18 protein-coding genes and 1 tRNA gene are annotated in these 19,262 nt (G+C 33.3%); 8 read left to right on the forward strand and 11 right to left on the reverse strand.

All coding sequences use genetic code 11. From position 1 onward, the window contains the following. Positions 1-82 precede the first annotated feature (82 nt). From A9G17_RS01285 to A9G17_RS01305, 6 genes are all read right to left on the reverse strand, one after another. Entirely contained in the window at positions 83-982 is a 900-nt protein-coding gene (locus A9G17_RS01285) for an endonuclease/exonuclease/phosphatase family protein (RefSeq protein ID WP_081301632.1), read from the reverse strand. Positions 983-1,314: 332 nt separating this feature from the next. After that, complete coding sequence (locus tag A9G17_RS01290; protein ID WP_065737138.1) at positions 1,315-2,226, reverse strand: hypothetical protein; 912 nt, start codon at positions 2,224-2,226, stop codon at positions 1,315-1,317. Positions 2,227-2,550: 324 nt separating this feature from the next. Continuing rightward, a complete protein-coding gene (locus A9G17_RS13015) occupies positions 2,551-2,724 on the reverse strand; it encodes a hypothetical protein (RefSeq protein WP_176714236.1) in 174 nt (57 codons plus the stop codon). 84 nt (positions 2,725-2,808) lie between these two features. Next, positions 2,809-3,429, reverse strand: a complete 621-nt coding sequence (locus A9G17_RS01295) for a hypothetical protein (protein ID WP_141677530.1) — start codon at positions 3,427-3,429, stop codon at positions 2,809-2,811. 202 nt (positions 3,430-3,631) lie between these two features. After that, positions 3,632-4,462 (reverse strand): MetQ/NlpA family ABC transporter substrate-binding protein, encoded by an 831-nt coding sequence (locus A9G17_RS01300; RefSeq protein ID WP_176714237.1) that lies wholly within the window; start codon positions 4,460-4,462, stop codon positions 3,632-3,634. Between the two features lie 463 nt (positions 4,463-4,925). Further along, complete coding sequence (locus tag A9G17_RS01305) at positions 4,926-5,888, reverse strand: aldo/keto reductase (RefSeq protein WP_065737141.1); 963 nt, start codon at positions 5,886-5,888, stop codon at positions 4,926-4,928. 160 nt (positions 5,889-6,048) lie between these two features. Between A9G17_RS01305 and A9G17_RS01310 the strand changes: the two genes are divergently transcribed. The 8 genes from A9G17_RS01310 to A9G17_RS01345 all read left to right on the forward strand — a co-directional run bounded on the left by A9G17_RS01310 (position 6,049) and on the right by A9G17_RS01345 (position 13,179). Then, positions 6,049-6,930 carry a LysR family transcriptional regulator gene (locus A9G17_RS01310; protein ID WP_065737142.1) on the forward strand — a complete coding sequence of 294 codons (882 nt, stop codon included), beginning with the start codon at positions 6,049-6,051 and terminating at the stop codon, positions 6,928-6,930. A gap of 1,104 nt (positions 6,931-8,034) precedes the next feature. Next, a tRNA-Cys gene (locus A9G17_RS01315) sits at positions 8,035-8,108 on the forward strand. Positions 8,109-8,375: 267 nt separating this feature from the next. Beyond that, positions 8,376-9,221, forward strand: a complete 846-nt coding sequence (locus A9G17_RS01320; protein WP_065737143.1) for a MurR/RpiR family transcriptional regulator — start codon at positions 8,376-8,378, stop codon at positions 9,219-9,221. Between the two features lie 306 nt (positions 9,222-9,527). Continuing rightward, positions 9,528-9,959 carry a PTS sugar transporter subunit IIA gene (locus tag A9G17_RS01325; RefSeq protein ID WP_065737144.1) on the forward strand — a complete coding sequence of 144 codons (432 nt, stop codon included), beginning with the start codon at positions 9,528-9,530 and terminating at the stop codon, positions 9,957-9,959. Positions 9,960-9,969: 10 nt separating this feature from the next. After that, positions 9,970-10,443 carry a PTS sugar transporter subunit IIB gene (locus A9G17_RS01330; RefSeq protein ID WP_065737145.1) on the forward strand — a complete coding sequence of 158 codons (474 nt, stop codon included), beginning with the start codon at positions 9,970-9,972 and terminating at the stop codon, positions 10,441-10,443. 41 nt (positions 10,444-10,484) lie between these two features. Next, a complete protein-coding gene (locus tag A9G17_RS01335) occupies positions 10,485-11,288 on the forward strand; it encodes a PTS mannose/fructose/sorbose/N-acetylgalactosamine transporter subunit IIC (RefSeq protein WP_065737146.1) in 804 nt (267 codons plus the stop codon). After that, positions 11,285-12,100 (forward strand): PTS system mannose/fructose/sorbose family transporter subunit IID, encoded by an 816-nt coding sequence (locus tag A9G17_RS01340; RefSeq protein WP_065737147.1) that lies wholly within the window; start codon positions 11,285-11,287, stop codon positions 12,098-12,100. Before A9G17_RS01335 ends, A9G17_RS01340 begins: the two co-directional genes overlap by 4 nt. A 14-nt stretch (positions 12,101-12,114) precedes the next feature. Next, positions 12,115-13,179, forward strand: a complete 1,065-nt coding sequence (locus A9G17_RS01345) for a tyrosine-protein phosphatase (RefSeq protein WP_065737148.1) — start codon at positions 12,115-12,117, stop codon at positions 13,177-13,179. An 84-nt stretch (positions 13,180-13,263) separates the two neighbouring features. On the opposite strand, the gene ydiJ is transcribed toward A9G17_RS01345, so the two are convergent. The 5 genes from ydiJ to A9G17_RS01370 all read right to left on the reverse strand — a co-directional run bounded on the left by ydiJ (position 13,264) and on the right by A9G17_RS01370 (position 19,240). Beyond that, on the reverse strand, positions 13,264-16,326 hold the full coding sequence (ydiJ, locus tag A9G17_RS01350) for a D-2-hydroxyglutarate dehydrogenase YdiJ (protein WP_065737149.1): 3,063 nt from the start codon (positions 16,324-16,326) through the stop codon (positions 13,264-13,266). 118 nt (positions 16,327-16,444) lie between these two features. Then, the gene (locus A9G17_RS01355; RefSeq protein WP_065737150.1) at positions 16,445-17,056 is read right to left on the reverse strand and encodes a YiiX/YebB-like N1pC/P60 family cysteine hydrolase; all 612 of its coding nucleotides are present in this window, start codon (positions 17,054-17,056) and stop codon (positions 16,445-16,447) included. An 82-nt stretch (positions 17,057-17,138) separates the two neighbouring features. Next, positions 17,139-17,567, reverse strand: a complete 429-nt coding sequence (locus A9G17_RS01360; RefSeq protein ID WP_065737151.1) for a DUF4878 domain-containing protein — start codon at positions 17,565-17,567, stop codon at positions 17,139-17,141. 136 nt (positions 17,568-17,703) lie between these two features. After that, on the reverse strand, positions 17,704-18,411 hold the full coding sequence (gene truC, locus A9G17_RS01365) for a tRNA pseudouridine(65) synthase TruC (RefSeq protein ID WP_065737152.1): 708 nt from the start codon (positions 18,409-18,411) through the stop codon (positions 17,704-17,706). Positions 18,412-18,421: 10 nt separating this feature from the next. Then, complete coding sequence (locus A9G17_RS01370) at positions 18,422-19,240, reverse strand: pyridoxal phosphatase (RefSeq protein WP_065737153.1); 819 nt, start codon at positions 19,238-19,240, stop codon at positions 18,422-18,424. Between the last annotated feature and the right edge of the window lie 22 nt (positions 19,241-19,262).

Genomic DNA, 19,262 nt, shown 5'->3' on the forward strand with positions numbered 1-19,262 from the left:
ATGAATATAAAAAAGCCATACTATTACAGCATGGCTTATTAATTAAGTAGTTAAGTAGTTAAGTAGTTAAGTAATATTGATCTTATTCATTATGAATGATCATTTGTACTGGATAGTGATCGGAATAGGTATCAGTGAATTCATCTTTTAAAACTTTAACATCAATGACATCTTTTTTAAGTTTCGGAGAAACATAAATATAATCATATCGCAATGGCGTTGATGCCTGATCATAAAATACTTTAGTCGGTGCGGTTGAAATAAATTGTTTGTTTTTCAGTTTTAAAGCATCAATATAACCCGCATCCAATAAATTTTGTTGTACCGTATAACTCAATTGACCATTCACAAGATTATCTAAGATTGGTCGTTTCTTTTGTTTATCTTTGATATCTTCCAATAATTTGCTGTTGTCATATTCCGTTTTGTCTGCTGGGGAGAATGAATTTAAATCGCCAGCAATAATCCATTTACCTTTTGGATCTGTACTGTATTTGATTGAATCAATAATCAAGTTGATCTCATCTATTCTTTTTGACGTCCAAAATGGGTTCATATGGGTTATTACAAAATGATAATTACCCACATCCGCATATAAGGCGCCATGCCATAAATTATCAACGACTTTATTTACATTCACAATTGGGTATTTTGACGTGATCGCAACAGGGAAAGAGGCAGGATCATCTGGTGCTTCTTTTAATAATACCGCATAATTGTGACCATAACTTGCAGCAAATTTTTCAAGTTTTTCACGAGTAAAAAAATTCATTTCTTGCCAAGCAATAATATCAGCATCTTGCATTTTCGCCCAATCAATAAATTTTTGTTTTCCTTCTGACTCATCCAATTTCATGCCATTATAGACATTATAGCTAATGATTTTTAAATCTTTTGCATCCTCAAGTGAAGCAAAAGCCGTCGAAGAGCTAAGAATTATAGCACCGATAATAGCGGCTAATTTTAATTTAGTTTTACTCATACAATATTCCTTTCATTTATTTACACATTTGATAGATATTATCTTGAATGATTTATAAATAAATCTTTTTTTATAATTTGTGTGATATAGCTCAATAATTTTATTTGAATTACGCATGATTGGTTGTCTTACCGAACCTTCACTTAAGGCATTAAATTACAGAATATCTTGTGAAGTAAAAAATGACTAAACAATTTTATCGTTGCATGAGATTAAATAGGAGTAAAAAATACGGGCATAAAATTAAACTGATTTTATGCCCACTTAGTAAGTTCTTATGAAACTTTATTAGGTATTTAATAATCGCTTTGGTCTATTAAATAAAGATTCACCTATTCGGTAACAAAGAAATTTATTTGTCTCAAATTATCCATTGCGTCTTCAATTTCTCTGGTCGCGAATTGGTAAGTATGTTTCGGGTCTTGACCAGAACATAGTGAATGTTTTTTCTTGAAAGTTTCGTGTGAAGTTAACTGTTTATAGGTATCACCTGATTCACTGCCCTTAGTGGTAAAAAATTTATTCCAATCTTGAAGTTGTGATACCAGAAACTCTCGTCCTTCTTGACATTCAATTTTATCTAAATCAATAGTTGGTAATACATGTTTCTTGATTTCAGAAAACTTTTTAGGCGTATAAGGAAGACTCACTTTTTCATCGATATCTTCTGAATTTATGGTATCAAGAAAATCATCTTCGCGGTATATTTTACGCTTTTGTGCTTGATATTGGTTCTCACCTCGAACCGTTACGGAATCAGGTAGTTCTTCATCGACTGAATAATCCCAAGAATTACCATTTTTTTCGATAAATACATCATTAAAAATTTGTATTGGTAATTCCATCTCTGCGGGTTCACCGTTTACGGAAACTTGAATAAGTTTAAGGTAAGGCTTAATCAATCGATCATAGACTTCATCACTGTTGGTATAGTAGGTTGTTAACAAAATATAATTACTTTGTGTTGGATTAATAAATCCAGTATTGTTTGATATTGCAGGTTTTGCCATGAAAGTAAGTGAATCACCATTATATTTTAAAGTGTGTTTGCCATACTCAAAAGCATATTTAATGCCAGATTTTGCAGGAATGGTGAGTTCTTTATCATCGATAGTTACTTTTATTTCGTTTGCAGTAGGATTGTCAATCCAGCGATCAACAGAACTATTGCTGAAAGTAGAGTCGAAACAGCCAACTAAAGTTAAACTACAAATAAGAGTTAAAGTAGATTTGATTTTTTTCATCGCATTATTTTGTTAAGATTGTTAAAAGATAGTGTAAATTATAACACAATTACTTACAAAGTTATAATGTTACTTAATGGTTCTAGCTAATAAAAAACAAAAAATTTATCATACTATTATTTGATTGTTGATTGATTGCTTGTCTTAATTTTTTCATTTTTTATATAACACATTTTTAAAAATTTAATGAGTAATCATTACATAAAATAAAAGAAGAAACGTAAGAAAAATATTCAGGCATAATACGATTACAAATAACATTATGCCTATCTATGACTAATGAATTAAGAATATCGTTTAAACAATTCCCAAATTATCAGTGCATTATGATTTAATTACCAAAAAATGCACATCAGGGATATCATGAATAGCATCAGTAATTTCTGTCAACGCTTTATGATAACTTGCTTCATTTGATGTCAGTTTATTATAAGTACTTGCAAAATCTCCACCTTTCAGTATGAATAAATGATGCCAGTCATTTAATAATTCTTTCATGTACGTTTGACCAGCTTCACATTTTACAGCTGTTAAATCAATATTTGGAAATACATTTTTGATAATTTCGGTGAATTTTTTGGGTTAATAAGGGAAGCTGATTGCTTCGTCCTCCCCATCATTTTTCAAATAATCAAGAAAATCCATTTCTCGATACAGTTTTCTTTTGTCTTCGAAGTAATACGAGTCTTTAGGTAAATTTAACTTTTGAGATAACTTTTTAGGAAAAGGTTCATCAAACGAATAATCCCAATAAGTATCCATTTTATTGATGAATACATCATTAATCTCGACAGTTGGAAGTTCTATTTCTGCTTGTTCACCATCAACCATAACAGAAAGATTTTTGAGCTCTTTTTGTGAAATTTTATCATACTCTTCCTGACTCACATTTGAAGTTGAATAAACGACAGTATTGATAAAATAATTACTTTGCGTAGAATTAATAAAGCTTGTTGTGCCAAATTTAGCGGGTTTTACAATAAAGTTTAGTGAATCATTATTATAAGTTAAAGTGTGTTTGCCATAATCAAATTTATATTCTATGCCTGATTGTGCTGGAATAGTTAATTCATTGCCATCAATAGTTAATTTAATTTCATTAATTGCCTGGTTATCTATCCAACGATCAAGTGAACTACTTTCAAAGCAGCCCACCAAGCTCAAACACCAAGTAACAAGTAAAGTATATTTTATATTCTTCAACGTATTAAAATCATTATTAATGTGGGCAAATTTTAGTATTAATATTAATAAAGACCTACTTCGAATCACAGTTTATCTAATTAGTTACAGAGATAACTAACTGAATATAATCATTATCCTTTAAATATATACAATAACTGATTAAGTAAATATTTTTCTATCAATAATAACGTTATTCCTGCAAAAAATTAAATAATGCAATCTACTGTTGGGGCCAAATAAATCGACCTTTAGCATCAGAATCTTCGTTAATAAATCTTTTTAAAGCATCCGACTGATAAAGCGCTTTAACCTCTTTAGCCCATGCCGTATTTAAATTCTCTTTTTTTACAACGACCATTAATTCCAAATTAGGGGATAACTGTTCTTGAAATAAAACATTATTAGCGGGTATCTTACTTAACCATGCTACACCTCCTGGCATAATGGCATAATCTACTTCACCTAACGTTCTGGGTATGATTTCTGATAATAACAATCTAAATTTTAAGTCATACTTATTTTCAGCAATGTCATTAATATTTGCCGTACCCGATTTTGTGTCTGGTTTAAGTGTGATCCAATTTAATTTTTGCAACAATAACAGCGCCCTAGCGGTATTAGAGGGATCATTAGGAATAGCAATTATTTGATTTGGGGCAATCTCATTAACGGACCGATGCGACTGTGAAAACAGCGCAGCCGAAATAGATGGAATATGGACTAATGATACTAAGTCGTTATTCGTTTCTTTATTATAAACATCTAAATACGCTTGATGCTGAGCTGCATTCATATCAATACTACCTTCAACTAACGCAGTATTCGAATCTCTTAAAGAACTAAAATTAACCAGTTTTACCGTATAACCTTTTTGTTCTAATTCTGGTTTTACCACTCGCTCCATCAAAATATTGTGCATACTCGGCGGTAAACCAACAACGATCTCTTTTTTGTCAGTTTTATTGGCTTGTTCTGGATTTGATTTTTGTTCACAACCAAACAAAAATAAACCGCTCAACATTAAAATGGCTAAATTAAAAATCCTTCGCATCATTAATCCTTAAATTTGAGTATATTAAATATATCTAAATAATATTTATTATTCTTACCACTAACATTATAGTGACTAGCGTAGCAATCGTTTAATACAAAAAAATTATATCATTATGCAAATTGGCTATATGCGAACAAAATTTAATAGAAAATAGTTAAGTTTGAAGAAACTCGAAATAGTACTGAGATAAATGATCACTCTTTCAAATCAGTAGGACATAAGATGAGTAATTTTCGTAACAAAATTAAAAATTAATTATTTCATTTTGTTATAGAATTGCTGGTAAATTTTTCTAAATTGAATTTGATGGCTTGATATCAAGTTAAAATTTAACCGATATTGATTTAATTAAAAGTAAGATAGAGTTAAACCTTAAGGCTATTCTCAAGCTTTTTGACAATTACCCCTAAAATGATATCAAACCATTTTAAGGGTAATAATTTCAATCACCTAATTCGAGTTATAAAGCACCCACAATACGATGTGGTATGTAAAGTTCCTCAAGATAAGTAACATCTTCTTGCGTTAATTTAACTTTCAATGCCCCTACTGCGTCGTCAAGATATTGCGTTTTAGTTGCACCAATGATTGGTGAAGCAACTCCTTTAGCAAACTGCCATGCTAAAGCCACTTGTGTCATAGTTACATTATATTTTTCGGCAATTTCATGAACTCTTTTTACAATATTGGCATCGGTATTTTGGGTACCGTCGTATTTAGAGATAGCGACCTTATCAGTTTTACTGCGTAATGTGTCAGCTTTCCACTCTAAACGAGACAATCTGCCTGCCGCTAAAGGGCTATATGGCGTTAATGAAACATTAAATTGCTTGCAAACAGGAATGAGCTCACGTTCATCTTCCCGATACAATAAATTATAATGATTTTGCATCGATACAAACTGTGTCCAGTGGTTTTGTTGGGCAGCTAATTGCATATTATGAAATTGATAACCATACATTGCGGACGCACCTAATGCACGGACTTTTCCTGCTTTAACCAAATTATGCAACGCTTCCATTGTTTCGTCTATCGGCGTGCTATAGTCAAAACGGTGGATAATATATAAATCTACATAATCAGTGCCAAGGCGTTTAAGTGATCCATTGATCTCTGTCTCGATCGCTTTTTTGGAAAGATGACCTTCATTAAAATAAACTTTGGTTGCAATAATAACTTTATCGCGGGCAATGTTTCTTTTAATTGCTCGTCCTACATATTCTTCACTGGTACCAGCTGAATAAGTATTTGCGGTATCAATAAAATTAATGCCTAAATCAAGAGCGTGTTTAATAATCGCTTCACTTTGATCAGGATCAAGTGTCCATGCATGCATTTGACTGGCTGGATCGCCAAAACTCATACACCCTAAACAAAATCGCGACACTTCAATGTTCGACGTGCCAAGTTTAATGTAATCCATAACTTCCTCCTTTCTTGCTGCTAAATTGACTTAGGTAAACGATTGCTTCAAAAAAACGATCACAATGTTTTTATAAACTGATTTTAAACAGTAATTTTATTGAGATAAACAGGGTATTGATTTATAGTATGATGAATAAAATTCATTAATCCAACCCAATATGCATAACTTTAATGAACTAAATTACTTTATAACGATAGCCCAAGCGGGCAGTTTTGTAAAAGCGGCCAAATCTTTACAAATTTCACCCTCGGCACTGAGCCATAGTATGCGTAATTTAGAGAGCCGTCTTGATTTACGATTATTTAATCGTACCACCCGCAGTATGTCATTAACCGAAGCTGGCGAACAGTTATTTAAGCAAGTTGCACCCTTATTCAAATCGATTAATGACGAAGTTAATGCCTTAGCGAATTTTCTTGAAACGCCGTCGGGAACAATCAGAATTAATTCGACCAGTCTTGCGGTAGAAATGATTCTCTATCCTAAATTGCGCTATTTTTTAACTCAATATCCTCAAATAAAAGTTGAAATTCAAGCTGACAATAGCTGGGTCGATATTGTTGAACAAGGTTTTGATATGGGCTGCCGTATCGGTGACGATCTTGCTAAAGATATGGTTGCAGTAAAAATATCAGAGCCGTTAAAAATGGCATTGGTTGCCAGCCCAGATTATTTAAAAAATACAACAAAACCCGAGCATATTAATGATTTAGATCATCATAAATTAATAGGATTAAGAATCTCTTCTCATCATGGTGCAGAATTATCATGGGAATTTAACGATAATGGTAATACTCTAATTTATCATCCTTCATCACAATTAATTTTTAATAATCATCTCCGTAAACAGGCGGCATTAGATGGTTTAGGTATTACTTGGGTGGGTCGGCTAGAAGTAGAAAAAGAATTAGCAGAAGGAACATTAGTGGAATTATTAGCCGATTTTGCCATGACTTACGAACCATTTTATATCTATTACCCAAGCCAAAAAGGTCATTCAAATGTATTTAAATTGATTTTAGAAGCGTTGAAATACTAATTCATTCAAGTTGAACAAAGAATATACTGTTTTACTTAAATTTATTTTTTTCTGAAATCTAAGCATAACCTTACACTTTATGACAAAATACCCCTTTATCGATTCCGAAAAGTTCATTTTATTAAATCCAATAAACAGTCAATAAAGTTTAATTATTTATGAATAGATAAACGAATGTTAAATGATAAATTCAATTATATCAAACAATTAACATTAAACCTGTAAAAATTATTCAAGAGTCTATACCGTTTCATTTTTTATAAAATTCTGATAAACAGTAAATAAAATTTTTATCATTCATAAATAGATAAACAAAGACTAAATAATAAATTAAATTATATTAGATAATTAACACCAAATCTGTAAAAATTATTCAGGAGTCTATACCGTTTCTTTTTTTATAAAATTCTGACAAACAGTAAATAAGGGTTAATTAATCATAAATAGATAACCAAATATTAAATGATAAATTCAATTATATTAAATAATTAACATTAAATCTGTAAAAATTATTCAGGAGTCTATACCGTTTCTTTTTTATAAAATTCTGACAAACAGTCAATAAAGTTTAATCATTCATAAAGAAATAGGCGAATGTAAAATGATAAATCTGATTAATTCAATAATTAACATTAAACCTATAAAAAATTATTGATGAATATGATGCATCTCTTATCGTTTAACGTTATAGTTAATTGACTATCGCTCTATTTTCCTAACACTTTCCATCTCAAGTAAAAGCTTATAAGAACAAGTCGGATTAAAAATTAGATCTGACTAGAGTCAAATTTTTGATAATTAGCACGTTTAATAAGCGATCGCTTTCCTCTCAATGGTACTAAGGGTTCATTGTTTGTTTACACCACTTAAATCAAATTTTGATTTTACGACTTTTATTAATTATTTTGTACTCAATTTATATCAAGTAATTGTGACCTAAAATCGATTTTTTACTGAAACACATGCATGACCTGAAACTTTTTTACAAGAAAAATGCATCATTTTAAATCAATTTATTATGACTGCTGTAATTATAGTCTATTAAGCCTTGACGATTAATAAAGCCAATGCTACTATTTGCCACCTGTTGAGACAGAGCACTACGGCGCGTTGGCAGAGTGGCCATGCTGCGGATTGCAAATCCGTCTACCTCGGTTCGACTCCGGGACGCGCCTCCATAACCTTCTCAAAATAACACATCATTATCATTCACTTTCCTTTAAGTTATCGTTTATTTTCCCTATTCTAAATTAATAATAAACCGAATAAATTTTAGATAAGTACTTAATCAATTCTGCTATTTTAATATCATTGTTTTAATTAATTGTTTAAATAATTGAATCAAGGTTGATTATTACCTTCTTTGTGTGCAATTTAAAATATTTTTCAATTTTTGAACTTATTTACTATACTGACATTCAGGTATTTCAATTTCGAGGTGAGCTATGATTAATTTGAAACTCAGGGAAGTAAAAAATGACCTGTCGGTAAAAGAATTAGAGGTTGCGCAGTACATTATAAGCCATTCTCAAGCAGTAAAAAATATGAGTATTCAAACATTAGCTAAGCTTAATTATGTTAGTACCAGTACTATTTTAAGGTTATGTAATAAACTCGGTTATAGTGGATTTAGCGATTTTAAAGTTGATCTTATTTCATCATCACCACAAAAATTGAGTACGGACATCTTACAAGATGACATTAATCTTAATGATACCTTGCAAGATGTGAATAGAAAAGTTCAGGCTATGGAAAAATCCTCTATCGATGATACCCATTCAATCGTAAACCTTAACGCATTGGATAACGCCATTGATTTGATTATAGCGAGTAACAAGATCGTTATTTTTGGGGTGGGCAGTAGCGGTTTAGTTGGAAAAGAGTTGGAGTATCAACTCATTAAAATTAAAAAAGATGTCAACTGCCATTTTGATTCGCATATTAGTCGAAATATTGTTAGTACGCTCGGTAAAAATGATTTGATCATTATTATTTCACATTCAGGTGAAACGCCAGAATGTGTGGAGTTATTAAAACTTGCCGAAAGTTTAAAAGTGCCCTCTATTGCAATCACAAAAATGGGGCAAAGCCAGATATCTTTATTAGCAAACATTGTGTTACATACTACCTCGATGGAGCATGCTTCACGACTGATTCCAATTCGTTCTAAAATTTCGCAAATATCGGTTATGAATATGTTATTGACCAATTTATTCATCCGAAAATATGATGAACATTTGCTTGAGCAGACTCAAAGTCGCGAAAAACGTAAATATCCTCATCATAACTAACGGTTTTAAAAGATATTTTTTTAATTTCTACTCAAAGATACATTAGCGTTTTTTACTCATTAGGCTTTAATGCTGTCATATTCCCTTTCTTATTAAATTATTTTAACCTTTCAAATCATGAATACAACATTATGTTATTCAAGGATTTTTTAAGTTAAACATGATCAAGTTCACAAATTCCTAAAAATCTTAAAAAAAAAGATGACTTAATTGACACTTAGATGTAATTTTATTACTAAATATTTATTAATTTAAAGTAACATTATTACATTTTGTTAAATGTAGTTTGGATAAAGGAAGTTAAAAATGGTACGACAATTACCCATTATTTTAGCCAGTCATGGTCCTTTTGCTCAAGGTGCGCTTGAATGTGCCCAGATGCTTATGGGGCAACAACAAGATATTAAAGTAATATCGGTCTTAGTTGATAGCAATATTGATAATCTACGTCAGCAGATGGCTGAAAATTATCAGAGTCTGAATAAAGGTGACGGTGTCATTATTCTCGTTGATATTATGGGCGGTACGCCATGTAATCTTGCCGGTGAACTATTAATTCAACATGGTGATGTATTGCTATTTAGTGGGTTCAATATTCCCGTATTACTTGAAGTTTTAAATAATCGAGAAGGATCACTTAACGACGTTAAATCTGCCATTGAAGAAGTTTTTCCGCAAAGCTGTGTTGACGTTGCACAAGTACTAAATTCTCAACGAGAACAATCTACTGATTTGTAAGGAGAACAATATGCCAATTAATGTAGCAAGAATCGACGATCGTCTTATTCACGGACAAGTTATCACTACTTGGGTAAAAAATTATAATATTGAACAGGTTCTAGTGATTAACGATAAAGTTGCCAACGATAAAGTTCAACAATCGGTATTAACCATGTCTGCCCCACCAGAATTAAAAGTCTTAGTATTTGGCGTTCAACAATTTATTGAAATTCTCAAAAAAACACCTATCAAAAAACGCACTATGTTGTTATTTACCAACAGCATTGATGTCGATGCGCTGGTATCAGGAGGATTAGAGCTTGAAAAGCTCAACGTTGGCGGAATGCGCATGCAAGAAGGACGTCATCAATTATCAAGAGCGGTTTCCGTTACGCCAGAAGAAGAACAAGCATTCAAAAATCTAATTGAAAAAAATGTGATTGTTGAGATTCAAATGGTTCCCAAAGATCCCGTTGTTTTACTCAAAACACTGATTAATTAATCTTAATTATCTATTTATTAATTATATTTGGAGGTTAACCTATGTTAACACAGGCTATTCTTGTCGCCATTTGGGCGGGGATCTGTTCATTAGATGATGTTGGTCCACAAATGCTACGTCGGCCATTATTAACAGGAACGATAGCTGGCATTATTATGGGCGATCTGGTTCAAGGACTTGCAATCAGTGCCACTCTTGAGCTTATGTGGATGGGTATTGGTAATGTAGGTGCCTATTCCGCACCTGATATTGTTGCAGGTTCGATAATTGGTGTTTCACTCGGCATTGCAACTGAAGGTGGAATTGCTGCAGGTGTCGCATTAGCGCTTCCTGTTTCAATACTTTGCCAGCAGTTATTGATTGTTTGGCGATCTTTTGCTTGTTTTCTAAATCCATTGGCAGAAAAAAGTATTCAAAATGGTAGTTATAAGGGATTGGTCAAAGTTCATTACTTTTCTACACCGGTTTGGTTCCTGATTCGTGCTGTACCTTGTTTCTTAGCAATCTATTTTGGTAGTGATTTAATCAAAACCATTTTAGATGCGATTCCAAAAGATATCATTACAGGTATGGGCGTTGCGTCAAAATTAATTCCTGCTGTGGGTATCTGTATTTTATTACTCATGCTATTAAAAGGCACCATGTGGTTTTTCTTTTTACTCGGTTTTGTATTAACCAGTTATCTTAAATTACCTATTATCCCAATTACTTTCATTGCACTGGCGTTTGCGGTTTTATATGACATGGCGTTTATGGCTGGTAAAAAGAATGAAAATTCAAGTAATAACACAGAGGATAAATCTACAGTAAATAATAGTGCAGTTGAAGAGGAGTATGATCTATGAATAACGAAAAGAAAATTACCAAAAAAGATCTCAATAGTGTCTTTTGGCGTATACAAACCATACCTTTTTCTTTTAATTATGAAAAATTACAAACTATCGGTTTTGCGCATTGCATGATCCCTATTTTAGATCGACTTTATAAAGATGCCGATAAAGAAACACGCATCCGTGCCATGAAACGTCACTTTGAGTTTTTTAATACCCAAGTTAACGCAGGTGCATTGATATTGGGTGTTACGGCTGCAATGGAAGAAAAAACCACAGAAGAAGAAAAAGATGCGGTAATTTCGTTAAAAGCGGGTTTGATGGGACCTTTTGCTGGATTGGGCGATAGCTTATTAAAATTCACTTGGATGCCTATTTGCGGAAGTATCGGCGCAGCTTTTGCTTTACAAGGTAATGTAATTGGACCGATATTGATGTTCTTTATTTATAATTTAGTCAATATTTTCACCAAATATTTCTTTGTTCATTACGGCTACAATAAAGGGGTTGATCTTATCGAACAATCTAAAAATTCAAATATCATTCAAAGAATTAGTAATTTAGCCAATGTGGTGGGGGTGATGGTGCTCGGCTCCCTCATTGCCACGACCGTTAAAGTTTCAACGCCCCTATTAATAGAAGTTGGTGAACAGTCAATCAAAGTACAAGAAATGTTTGATAAAGTCATGCCAAATTTATTGACTATCCTTTTTGCTTTAGGTGTGTTTTATTTAGTCAGAAAATTCCAAGGAAAATATACTGTTTCATTAATTATAGCAGTAATGGTGATTGGAGTGATTCTTTCGATGTTGGGTATACTACATTAATTAGGTAAAAAACGATGGAAAAACAAAATAAAGAAGCTGTATCAGCAGTGCGTAATAATCAAGGACAAATCGTCATAACATTTGATTCATTAGATCAACAATCCGTTGATCTTTATTGGACTCAAGAGGCTAATGCCCATACCCAAACTAAAACATTGATTGGCAAAAATGTACAAAGTCCGGTGATTTTTGATGATCCGTTACAAGCTAAAAAGCGTATTTATTTCATTTTAGAAAAGGAAGGTCAATCACCCTTAATATTTGGTGAAAGAACGTTACCAATAACAGGTTTGAATAATTTCCGAGATTTTGGTGGTTATGTTGGTGCGAACGGTAAACGTGTTAAATGGGGACAATTATATCGTTCCAATCATCTTCATGGTTTAAAACCCGATGCACAACAATATATTACGGCATTAAATATTAAAACAATTATTGATTATCGCAGTGCTAACGAAATTAAAACCAGTCCTAATTCATCCATTGGGGAAAAACAGACATTTCATTTAGATGCATCAGCTCAAACGGCGGAACTTGCAGCTCAATTTGCAGCTGACCCAAGTAATGAAGATCAAGCATTGATTGAAAGTGTATTAAGAGATATCCCTCGAGAATTAGTTAATGGTGAAGGCATACAAGTGCTTGAACAATATCGTAACTTTGTGTTAAGTGAAAAATCTAAAAATGCTTATCGACAAATGTTAAAGGCTGTTTTAGATGCCGACAACAGCCCAAGTCTTCAACATTGTCGAGGCGGTAAAGATAGAACGGGATATGGTGTATTATTGATCCAAATTATGTTAGGTGTATCTGAATCCGATATTATTTATGATTATATGCTGACTCATGATAATCGTTTAGAGCGAAATAAAATCAAAATGGCTGCCTATCGTAAGATTACCGATGATGAAGATGTACTCGGTTATTTATTGAGTTTAATCGATACCCGCGTCAGTTTTATGATGGAAATTCTTGATACAATGAAAAAAGTGGCTGGCTCACCAGCAAATTACATTAAGCAAGAGTTAGGTTTTACAGATCAAGATTTTAAAACCATGCAAGACCTTTATTTAGAATAACAACTTATTGCAATTATTCTTTTAAAAGCGCAAATAATTTGCGCTTTTTTTAAGCTGATCGTTTTTTGTCTAACCCGATTATTGTTAATTTATTTGCATCATGGTGAGTAATGCTTGGATCGGATGCTTCATAATAAACTTATCAAATCGTTTCACCTGACTACGGCACGAGTAGCCTGTTGTCAAACAACGTTCTTTAGGATAGTTGGTCAATGCTTGTTGCCAAGATAACTCATATAACTGTTTTGATGCGGTAAGATTATTAACTTCATGCCCATAAGTGCCCGCCATACCACAACACCCTACTCGGATTGGTTGTAAATCAGTACCAAACTGTTTAAAAATCTGTTGCCACTGCTGATTACTGGCGGGTAATTGCGTCGTTTCGCTACAATGCCCTAGCAAATACCATTTTTCTCTATCGGTTGTTTTTAATTGTGTGCTGTTTGGCAAGTGGTCAGCGATATTAGTTAACCATTCATGTGAAAGCAATACCTTAAAATCAAGGACTTTATCTTGAAGTATAAGTTTATATTCATCTCGATAGCAAAGTACCAATGCAGGATCGACCCCGACCATAGGTATACCCAATTGAGCAATTTGTGATAATAGTTGCGCAGCTGTTTGTGCCGTCTTGGCAAATTGCTTTAAAAAACCTTTTATATGTTGAGCTTTACCATTGGGTACAAATGGTAAAACGACGGGTTTATATCCTAACGTTTCGATCAGACAGACAAAATCATAGACCACTTTGGCATCATAATAGCTGGTAAATGGATCTTGAACGACAAGTACATACTTAGCGCGCTCCTCTTGTGAAAGTTTCTGTAGTTGTTCAAGTTTGATATTTGCAGTGTTATGACCAACCAATTGTTTTTTTAATGTTGGCACAGACAACATAGGTAAACTGGCCATACCTACGGTTTTATTAGTCACATATTCTGTGACGGGCATTTTCATAAAAAAATTAAAAAAACGTGGTGCTTTTGCCATTAAAGGCAGGTAAGACTCAATATTTCCCACCAAGTAATCGCGCACAGGTCTTAAATAACGGGTGTGATATAACTGCAAAAAACGCGCTTTGAAATCAGGTACATCAATCTTAATCGGACATTGTGTTGAACATGCTTTACATGACAAACAATGATTCATTGAATCTTTTACATCATGTGAAAAGTCATATTCTCCAAATTTTGCTTTAACGGTATTAGCTATTTTCTTAGCAAATGCAACTAACGTACTGTGTTTTGTTGGTAATAACGAATTAAGTTCTTGTTCTGTCATGCCTGATTGAATCATTAAGCGTAGCCATTCGCGCACTAAGGTTGCTCGGCCTTTTGGTGAATAAACTCGATTACCTGATAACTTCATCGATGGACACATGGGACTATTCACATCAAAATTGAAACAGAGACCATTACCATTACATTCTGTTGCTCCGTGAAAAACTTCTTTAACACTTAATGGAATTTGGCGATCATAAAAGCCCCGTGTGGTAGAATCGACGGTTAACATGCCCTCATCAACACCTAAAGGTGGGCAAATTTTTCCCGGATTTAAACGATTATGGGGATCAAAAGCAGTTTTAATTGTTCTTAAACCTTGATATAACTCTTCACCAAAAAAAGCAGGACTGTATTCACTACGAAACCCTTTACCGTGTTCACCCCATAGTAATCCGCCATATTTAGCAGTTAAAGCGACAACTTGATCAGAAATAGTTTTCATCAGCTTTTCTTGTTCAGGAATGCACATATCCAGAGCTGGGCGAACATGCAATACGCCCGAATCAACATGCCCAAACATGCCATAAGACAAATGATAACTATCAAGTAAAGCACGAAATTCAGTTATATATTCTGCTAAATGTTTCGGAGGCACACATGTATCTTCAACAAAAGGAATCGGTTTACGCGTTCCTTTAGCATTACCGAGTAGTCCCACCGCTTTTTTTCGCATTGCATAGATCTTCTCAATTTCATCTAAGTTTTCACAGGTTTGATAACCGATGATACCTAAGGAATGATTTATCATAAGTTTGTCAATTTGCTTACTTAAGTTATCGAGTTTACCTTTAGTCAACTCATAATCATTACCTGCAAACTCAACAATATTGATACCTTGCATATCATGCCCGATAACATCGGTAATTAACTCTTTAATTGATTGCCAGATAATATCTTCTTTAGCGAGTCCTAAAACTTTTGAATCCACTGTTTCAACAGACAATGCTTCAGCATTTACTAAAAAGGCGGCATTACTTAATGCGGATTGAAAAGAATCGTATTTAATATTCATTAAAAAACGATATTTTGGTTTGGGGATGATATTTAATTTAGCTTCGGTAATAAAGGCTAATGAACCCTCACTACCGGTAAGAATGCGCGTTAAGTCAAATTCGGTTAAATTATCATTGAAGACATTTTTCAGATCATAACCTGTTAAAAAGCGATTTAATTTTGGGAATTTATTTAAAATAAGTTGGCGATGATTTTTGCAATATTCATAAACCGTGCGGTAAATCGTTGAATCATTAGTCAGATTCTCAACTTCTGCAATACTTTTTTTGTTTGTTTCAAGAATCTCACCATTAACTAATACAGCTTTAACGCTTAAAACATGATTGGATGTTTTTCCATAAACCATCGAGCCTTGTCCTGAGGCATCGGTATTTATCATTCCACCAATCGTAGCTCGATTACTGGTAGATAATTCGGGTGCAAAAAAGTAATCGTACTGTTTTAAATATTCATTAAGTTGATCTTTAATCACCCCTGCTTCAACTTTTACCCAACCCTCATCAATATTGACCTCTAAAATTCGATTCATATAACGAGAAAGATCAACCACGATGCCCTTATTTAAAGATTGCCCATTTGTTCCGGTACCACCCCCTCGTGGTGTAAACTTTAAAGTTTGAAAGGTGTCTTGATTGGCTAAATGCGTTATTAATTGAACATCCTCAGTTGAACGAGGAAACAATATCGCTTGCGGCATTAACTGATAAATACTGTTATCCGTTGCCATAGTCAAACACGAAGCATAATCGCTTGCTATATCACCGGTAAAGCCAGATTCTTTGAGAGCAATTAAATATGTTTTTGTAACCTCATCAAGTTGAGGTGAGTTTGATAGTCTAGGGATCATAATGAATCTAGTTAGTAATAAATCTTATACTTAGTGTAATCCAAGTATTAAGCGCGGTCAAAGTTTATTCGATTAATATTCAATGGGTTGTCATTTTATTTTGCTTTTAAAATATATCTCAATTTAAGGTTGGATAGTGATAGATCCAAGTAATATCAGGATGATTAGCAAAAGCACTCGGGAATAGATAATCACCGCTAAAGAAAGGGAATTGAGTATGCTGCCATTGAAGAGAAAAGTCTGGCTGGTACTTTATAATCGCGTCATAAAGCAATGTTGTACAATATAAATGAGGTTCCTCGCGAGAAGCTAAAACAAAAGCTTGTCCTTGTTTAGTTAAAAGCTCATTAGCGATTTGTTGGTTTTGAATTTCAGATAAAAAATTGGGTCTTGCTATCGCATATTTTTCAGCGAGTTCTGGTGTGATAAATTCATCAAAACTTGAAATAATGACTTGATTAGGATAATTTTCATCATCACTAGTAGTGGCATGAATAATTTTGATATCTGGGTTGATTGATACCACCATCCCAATATGGGAAAATTTACCTCCACTAAATTGATGAGCAATTAGACTATCTACTTGTACGCCTTTTCTAAAAATCCAATCTCCGACTTTGATGTTATAAGATAAATTATCATGTTGATGCGTAAATTGCTCCCTTTCATCAGCCCAAACTAAATTGAGTAATAGAACAAAAATAATAGGAATAAAACGATAAACTTTCATTAAAGTAATTTCCAAAATATAAAAGGGCAAAACTATTTTGCCCTTTTATTATCAATTATATCAATCAATATATACTATCTATTTAAATTTTAAATGCTACTAGCCATTTACCATTAACTTTTATAACAGTTGTTGCACCATGTACTTCATCTTTAGTACCATCTTTGAAATAAGTAGTAGCTAGAACTTTTGCTTGTGTTTTTTCTTCATTGGTATAGTTAACAAGAGTACATTCAATTTTATCAACCCCACCATGCTTTTTGCCAAGCTCAGCAGCTTGATCGACAGCTATTTTCATTTTGCTTTTTACCATACCTTCCATTAACATCATATCAGAAGAATCCTTCTCTTCAGGAAAGTAAAGCAAACTAGTAACTTTATCAAGATCGCCTTTATACATAGCAGACATAAATTCTTTGGCAGCGCCTTCCGGTCCATCTTCTTGCGAAGAGCATGCTGTTATCATAAGTGCTAATAAAAAAACACTAAAAAATTTCACTAATAATTTCATTTTTATTTCCAATCGTATTGTTATAAATTCGGTTAATAGCTTACTTTCTCTTAAACAGAGAAATCAAAAGAAAGTGTCAAAATCATACTATGTCTAAAATTATTTGCAAGCTAACTTTAATGAAAATATGATATTATTAAATAAATTTCAAAAGGATATCTTGCCATTGCTGATCTAAACTGGCTTCTATGGTAATTGTTTTATGACTAATTGGATGAGTGATTTGTAACTTACTGGCATGCAACATTAGTCGTTTTATCGAGAAAAATTCGGCAAAAGCACGGTTTTGATGTAAATCGCCATGTTTACTGTCACCTAAAATAGGATGGAAAATGTGTTTCATATGACGGCGTAATTGATGTTTACGGCCAGTTTTAGGTTTTAATTCAACAAAACTGTATCGAGCAGTATCAAATTTACCCACTTTTATTGGAACTTCAATTTTACTAATTCCTCGATAAGCCGTAACTGCTTCTTGAGCGGGTTTATTGGTGTCTGCAAATTTATCCGCAATTTTGTCGAGTTCTTCAACTAATGGATAATCAATAACAGCTTCACCTTCAACATAACCACGCACAATGGCATGATATGTTTTTTCAATTTGCTTTGTTGCAAATTGTTCAGACATTAAACGAGCAATTTCACTTGATAGTGCAAAGAGTAATACCCCAGAAGTAGGCCTATCAAGCCTATGTACAGGAAACACATGTTGACCAATTTGGTCACGCAATGTTTGCATAACCACTACAGTTTCATGCTTATCTAACCAACTGCGATGCACAAGCCAACCACTTGGCTTGTTTATCGCAATTAAGTCATTATCTTGATATAGAATTTCAAACACGGCGTATTAATTATAAAAACAGTTTTTCTAGTTCTGCTGCTATACTCGGACTATTATTATCACCTATGGCATAGCTGGCTTTGGCTTTGACTTCTTCATCGGCATTACCCATCGCAATTCCTAATCCAGCAATAGATAACATACTAATATCGTTATAACTATCACCAAAAGCAACAATTTCGCTTAGATCGATGTTCTCAAGCGCTGCCCAATGACTTAGACCATTACCTTTTGTATTGCCTTTTATGGCAACATCGGCACGATTAGACCAAGACCATTCACATGAAAAACATCCAAGCGCGTCAACTGCCTTTGAAAACTCTTGTAACACTGGAATGTTGTGACTACTGGTTGCAAATTTGTATACGGCTTTAGCTTCTTCAATAACCTTTTCAAAGCTCTCTACTTTGTCGATTTCAGGCTGTAAATAATCTGGTAATGAGTGAACCCATTTAAAAAATCCTTCAAGATGGTCATCAAGCACTTCATATGTCATTACTCTATCGGTATAAATTAAGGTATGTATACCATATTGATGAACTAGGTTAAGTAGCGTTTTAGCCTGCTCTTTGGTCATTGGTTTGGCTGCTAATGATTGTTGTTTTTCAAAATCATATAAATAGGTGCCGTTACAACAGATCGCTGGTGTCGATAATTGAAGTTGATAATAGTAAGGATAAATAACACTATGGTGACGACCAGATACTAGTATAACTTTTACCCCTTTTGAACTGATTTTTTTGATCATTTCGGCCGTTTCAGGTAACACAAGTCGATCAGTTGTTAATAAGGTACCATCCATATCAAACGCAACAGCTTTATACTTCATATATTTCCTCTTTTATCTTTTC

It is taken from the genome of Gilliamella sp. wkB7 (genome assembly GCF_001693435.1).
GTDB lineage: Bacteria > Pseudomonadota > Gammaproteobacteria > Enterobacterales > Orbaceae > Gilliamella > Gilliamella apicola_N.

Excerpts from the sequence above, each read along its gene's own strand:
- A9G17_RS01335 (WP_065737146.1), top strand. The coding sequence starts at position 10,485 with ATGTTAACACAGGCTATTCTTGTCGCCATTTGGGCGGGGATCTGTTCA.
- A9G17_RS01345 (WP_065737148.1), top strand. The coding sequence starts at position 12,115 with ATGGAAAAACAAAATAAAGAAGCTGTATCAGCAGTGCGTAATAATCAA.
- A9G17_RS01340 (WP_065737147.1), top strand. The coding sequence starts at position 11,285 with ATGAATAACGAAAAGAAAATTACCAAAAAAGATCTCAATAGTGTCTTT.
- A9G17_RS01355 (WP_065737150.1), bottom strand. The coding sequence starts at position 17,056 with ATGAAAGTTTATCGTTTTATTCCTATTATTTTTGTTCTATTACTCAAT.
- A9G17_RS01310 (WP_065737142.1), top strand. The coding sequence starts at position 6,049 with ATGCATAACTTTAATGAACTAAATTACTTTATAACGATAGCCCAAGCG.
- A9G17_RS13015 (WP_176714236.1), bottom strand. The coding sequence starts at position 2,724 with ATGAAAGAATTATTAAATGACTGGCATCATTTATTCATACTGAAAGGT.
- A9G17_RS01305 (WP_065737141.1), bottom strand. The coding sequence starts at position 5,888 with ATGGATTACATTAAACTTGGCACGTCGAACATTGAAGTGTCGCGATTT.
- A9G17_RS01290 (WP_065737138.1), bottom strand. The coding sequence starts at position 2,226 with ATGAAAAAAATCAAATCTACTTTAACTCTTATTTGTAGTTTAACTTTA.
- A9G17_RS01360 (WP_065737151.1), bottom strand. The coding sequence starts at position 17,567 with ATGAAATTATTAGTGAAATTTTTTAGTGTTTTTTTATTAGCACTTATG.
- A9G17_RS01300 (WP_176714237.1), bottom strand. The coding sequence starts at position 4,462 with ATGCGAAGGATTTTTAATTTAGCCATTTTAATGTTGAGCGGTTTATTT.
- A9G17_RS01320 (WP_065737143.1), top strand. The coding sequence starts at position 8,376 with ATGATTAATTTGAAACTCAGGGAAGTAAAAAATGACCTGTCGGTAAAA.
- A9G17_RS01325 (WP_065737144.1), top strand. The coding sequence starts at position 9,528 with ATGGTACGACAATTACCCATTATTTTAGCCAGTCATGGTCCTTTTGCT.
- A9G17_RS01370 (WP_065737153.1), bottom strand. The coding sequence starts at position 19,240 with ATGAAGTATAAAGCTGTTGCGTTTGATATGGATGGTACCTTATTAACA.
- A9G17_RS01285 (WP_081301632.1), bottom strand. The coding sequence starts at position 982 with ATGAGTAAAACTAAATTAAAATTAGCCGCTATTATCGGTGCTATAATT.
- ydiJ (WP_065737149.1), bottom strand. The coding sequence starts at position 16,326 with ATGATCCCTAGACTATCAAACTCACCTCAACTTGATGAGGTTACAAAA.
- A9G17_RS01330 (WP_065737145.1), top strand. The coding sequence starts at position 9,970 with ATGCCAATTAATGTAGCAAGAATCGACGATCGTCTTATTCACGGACAA.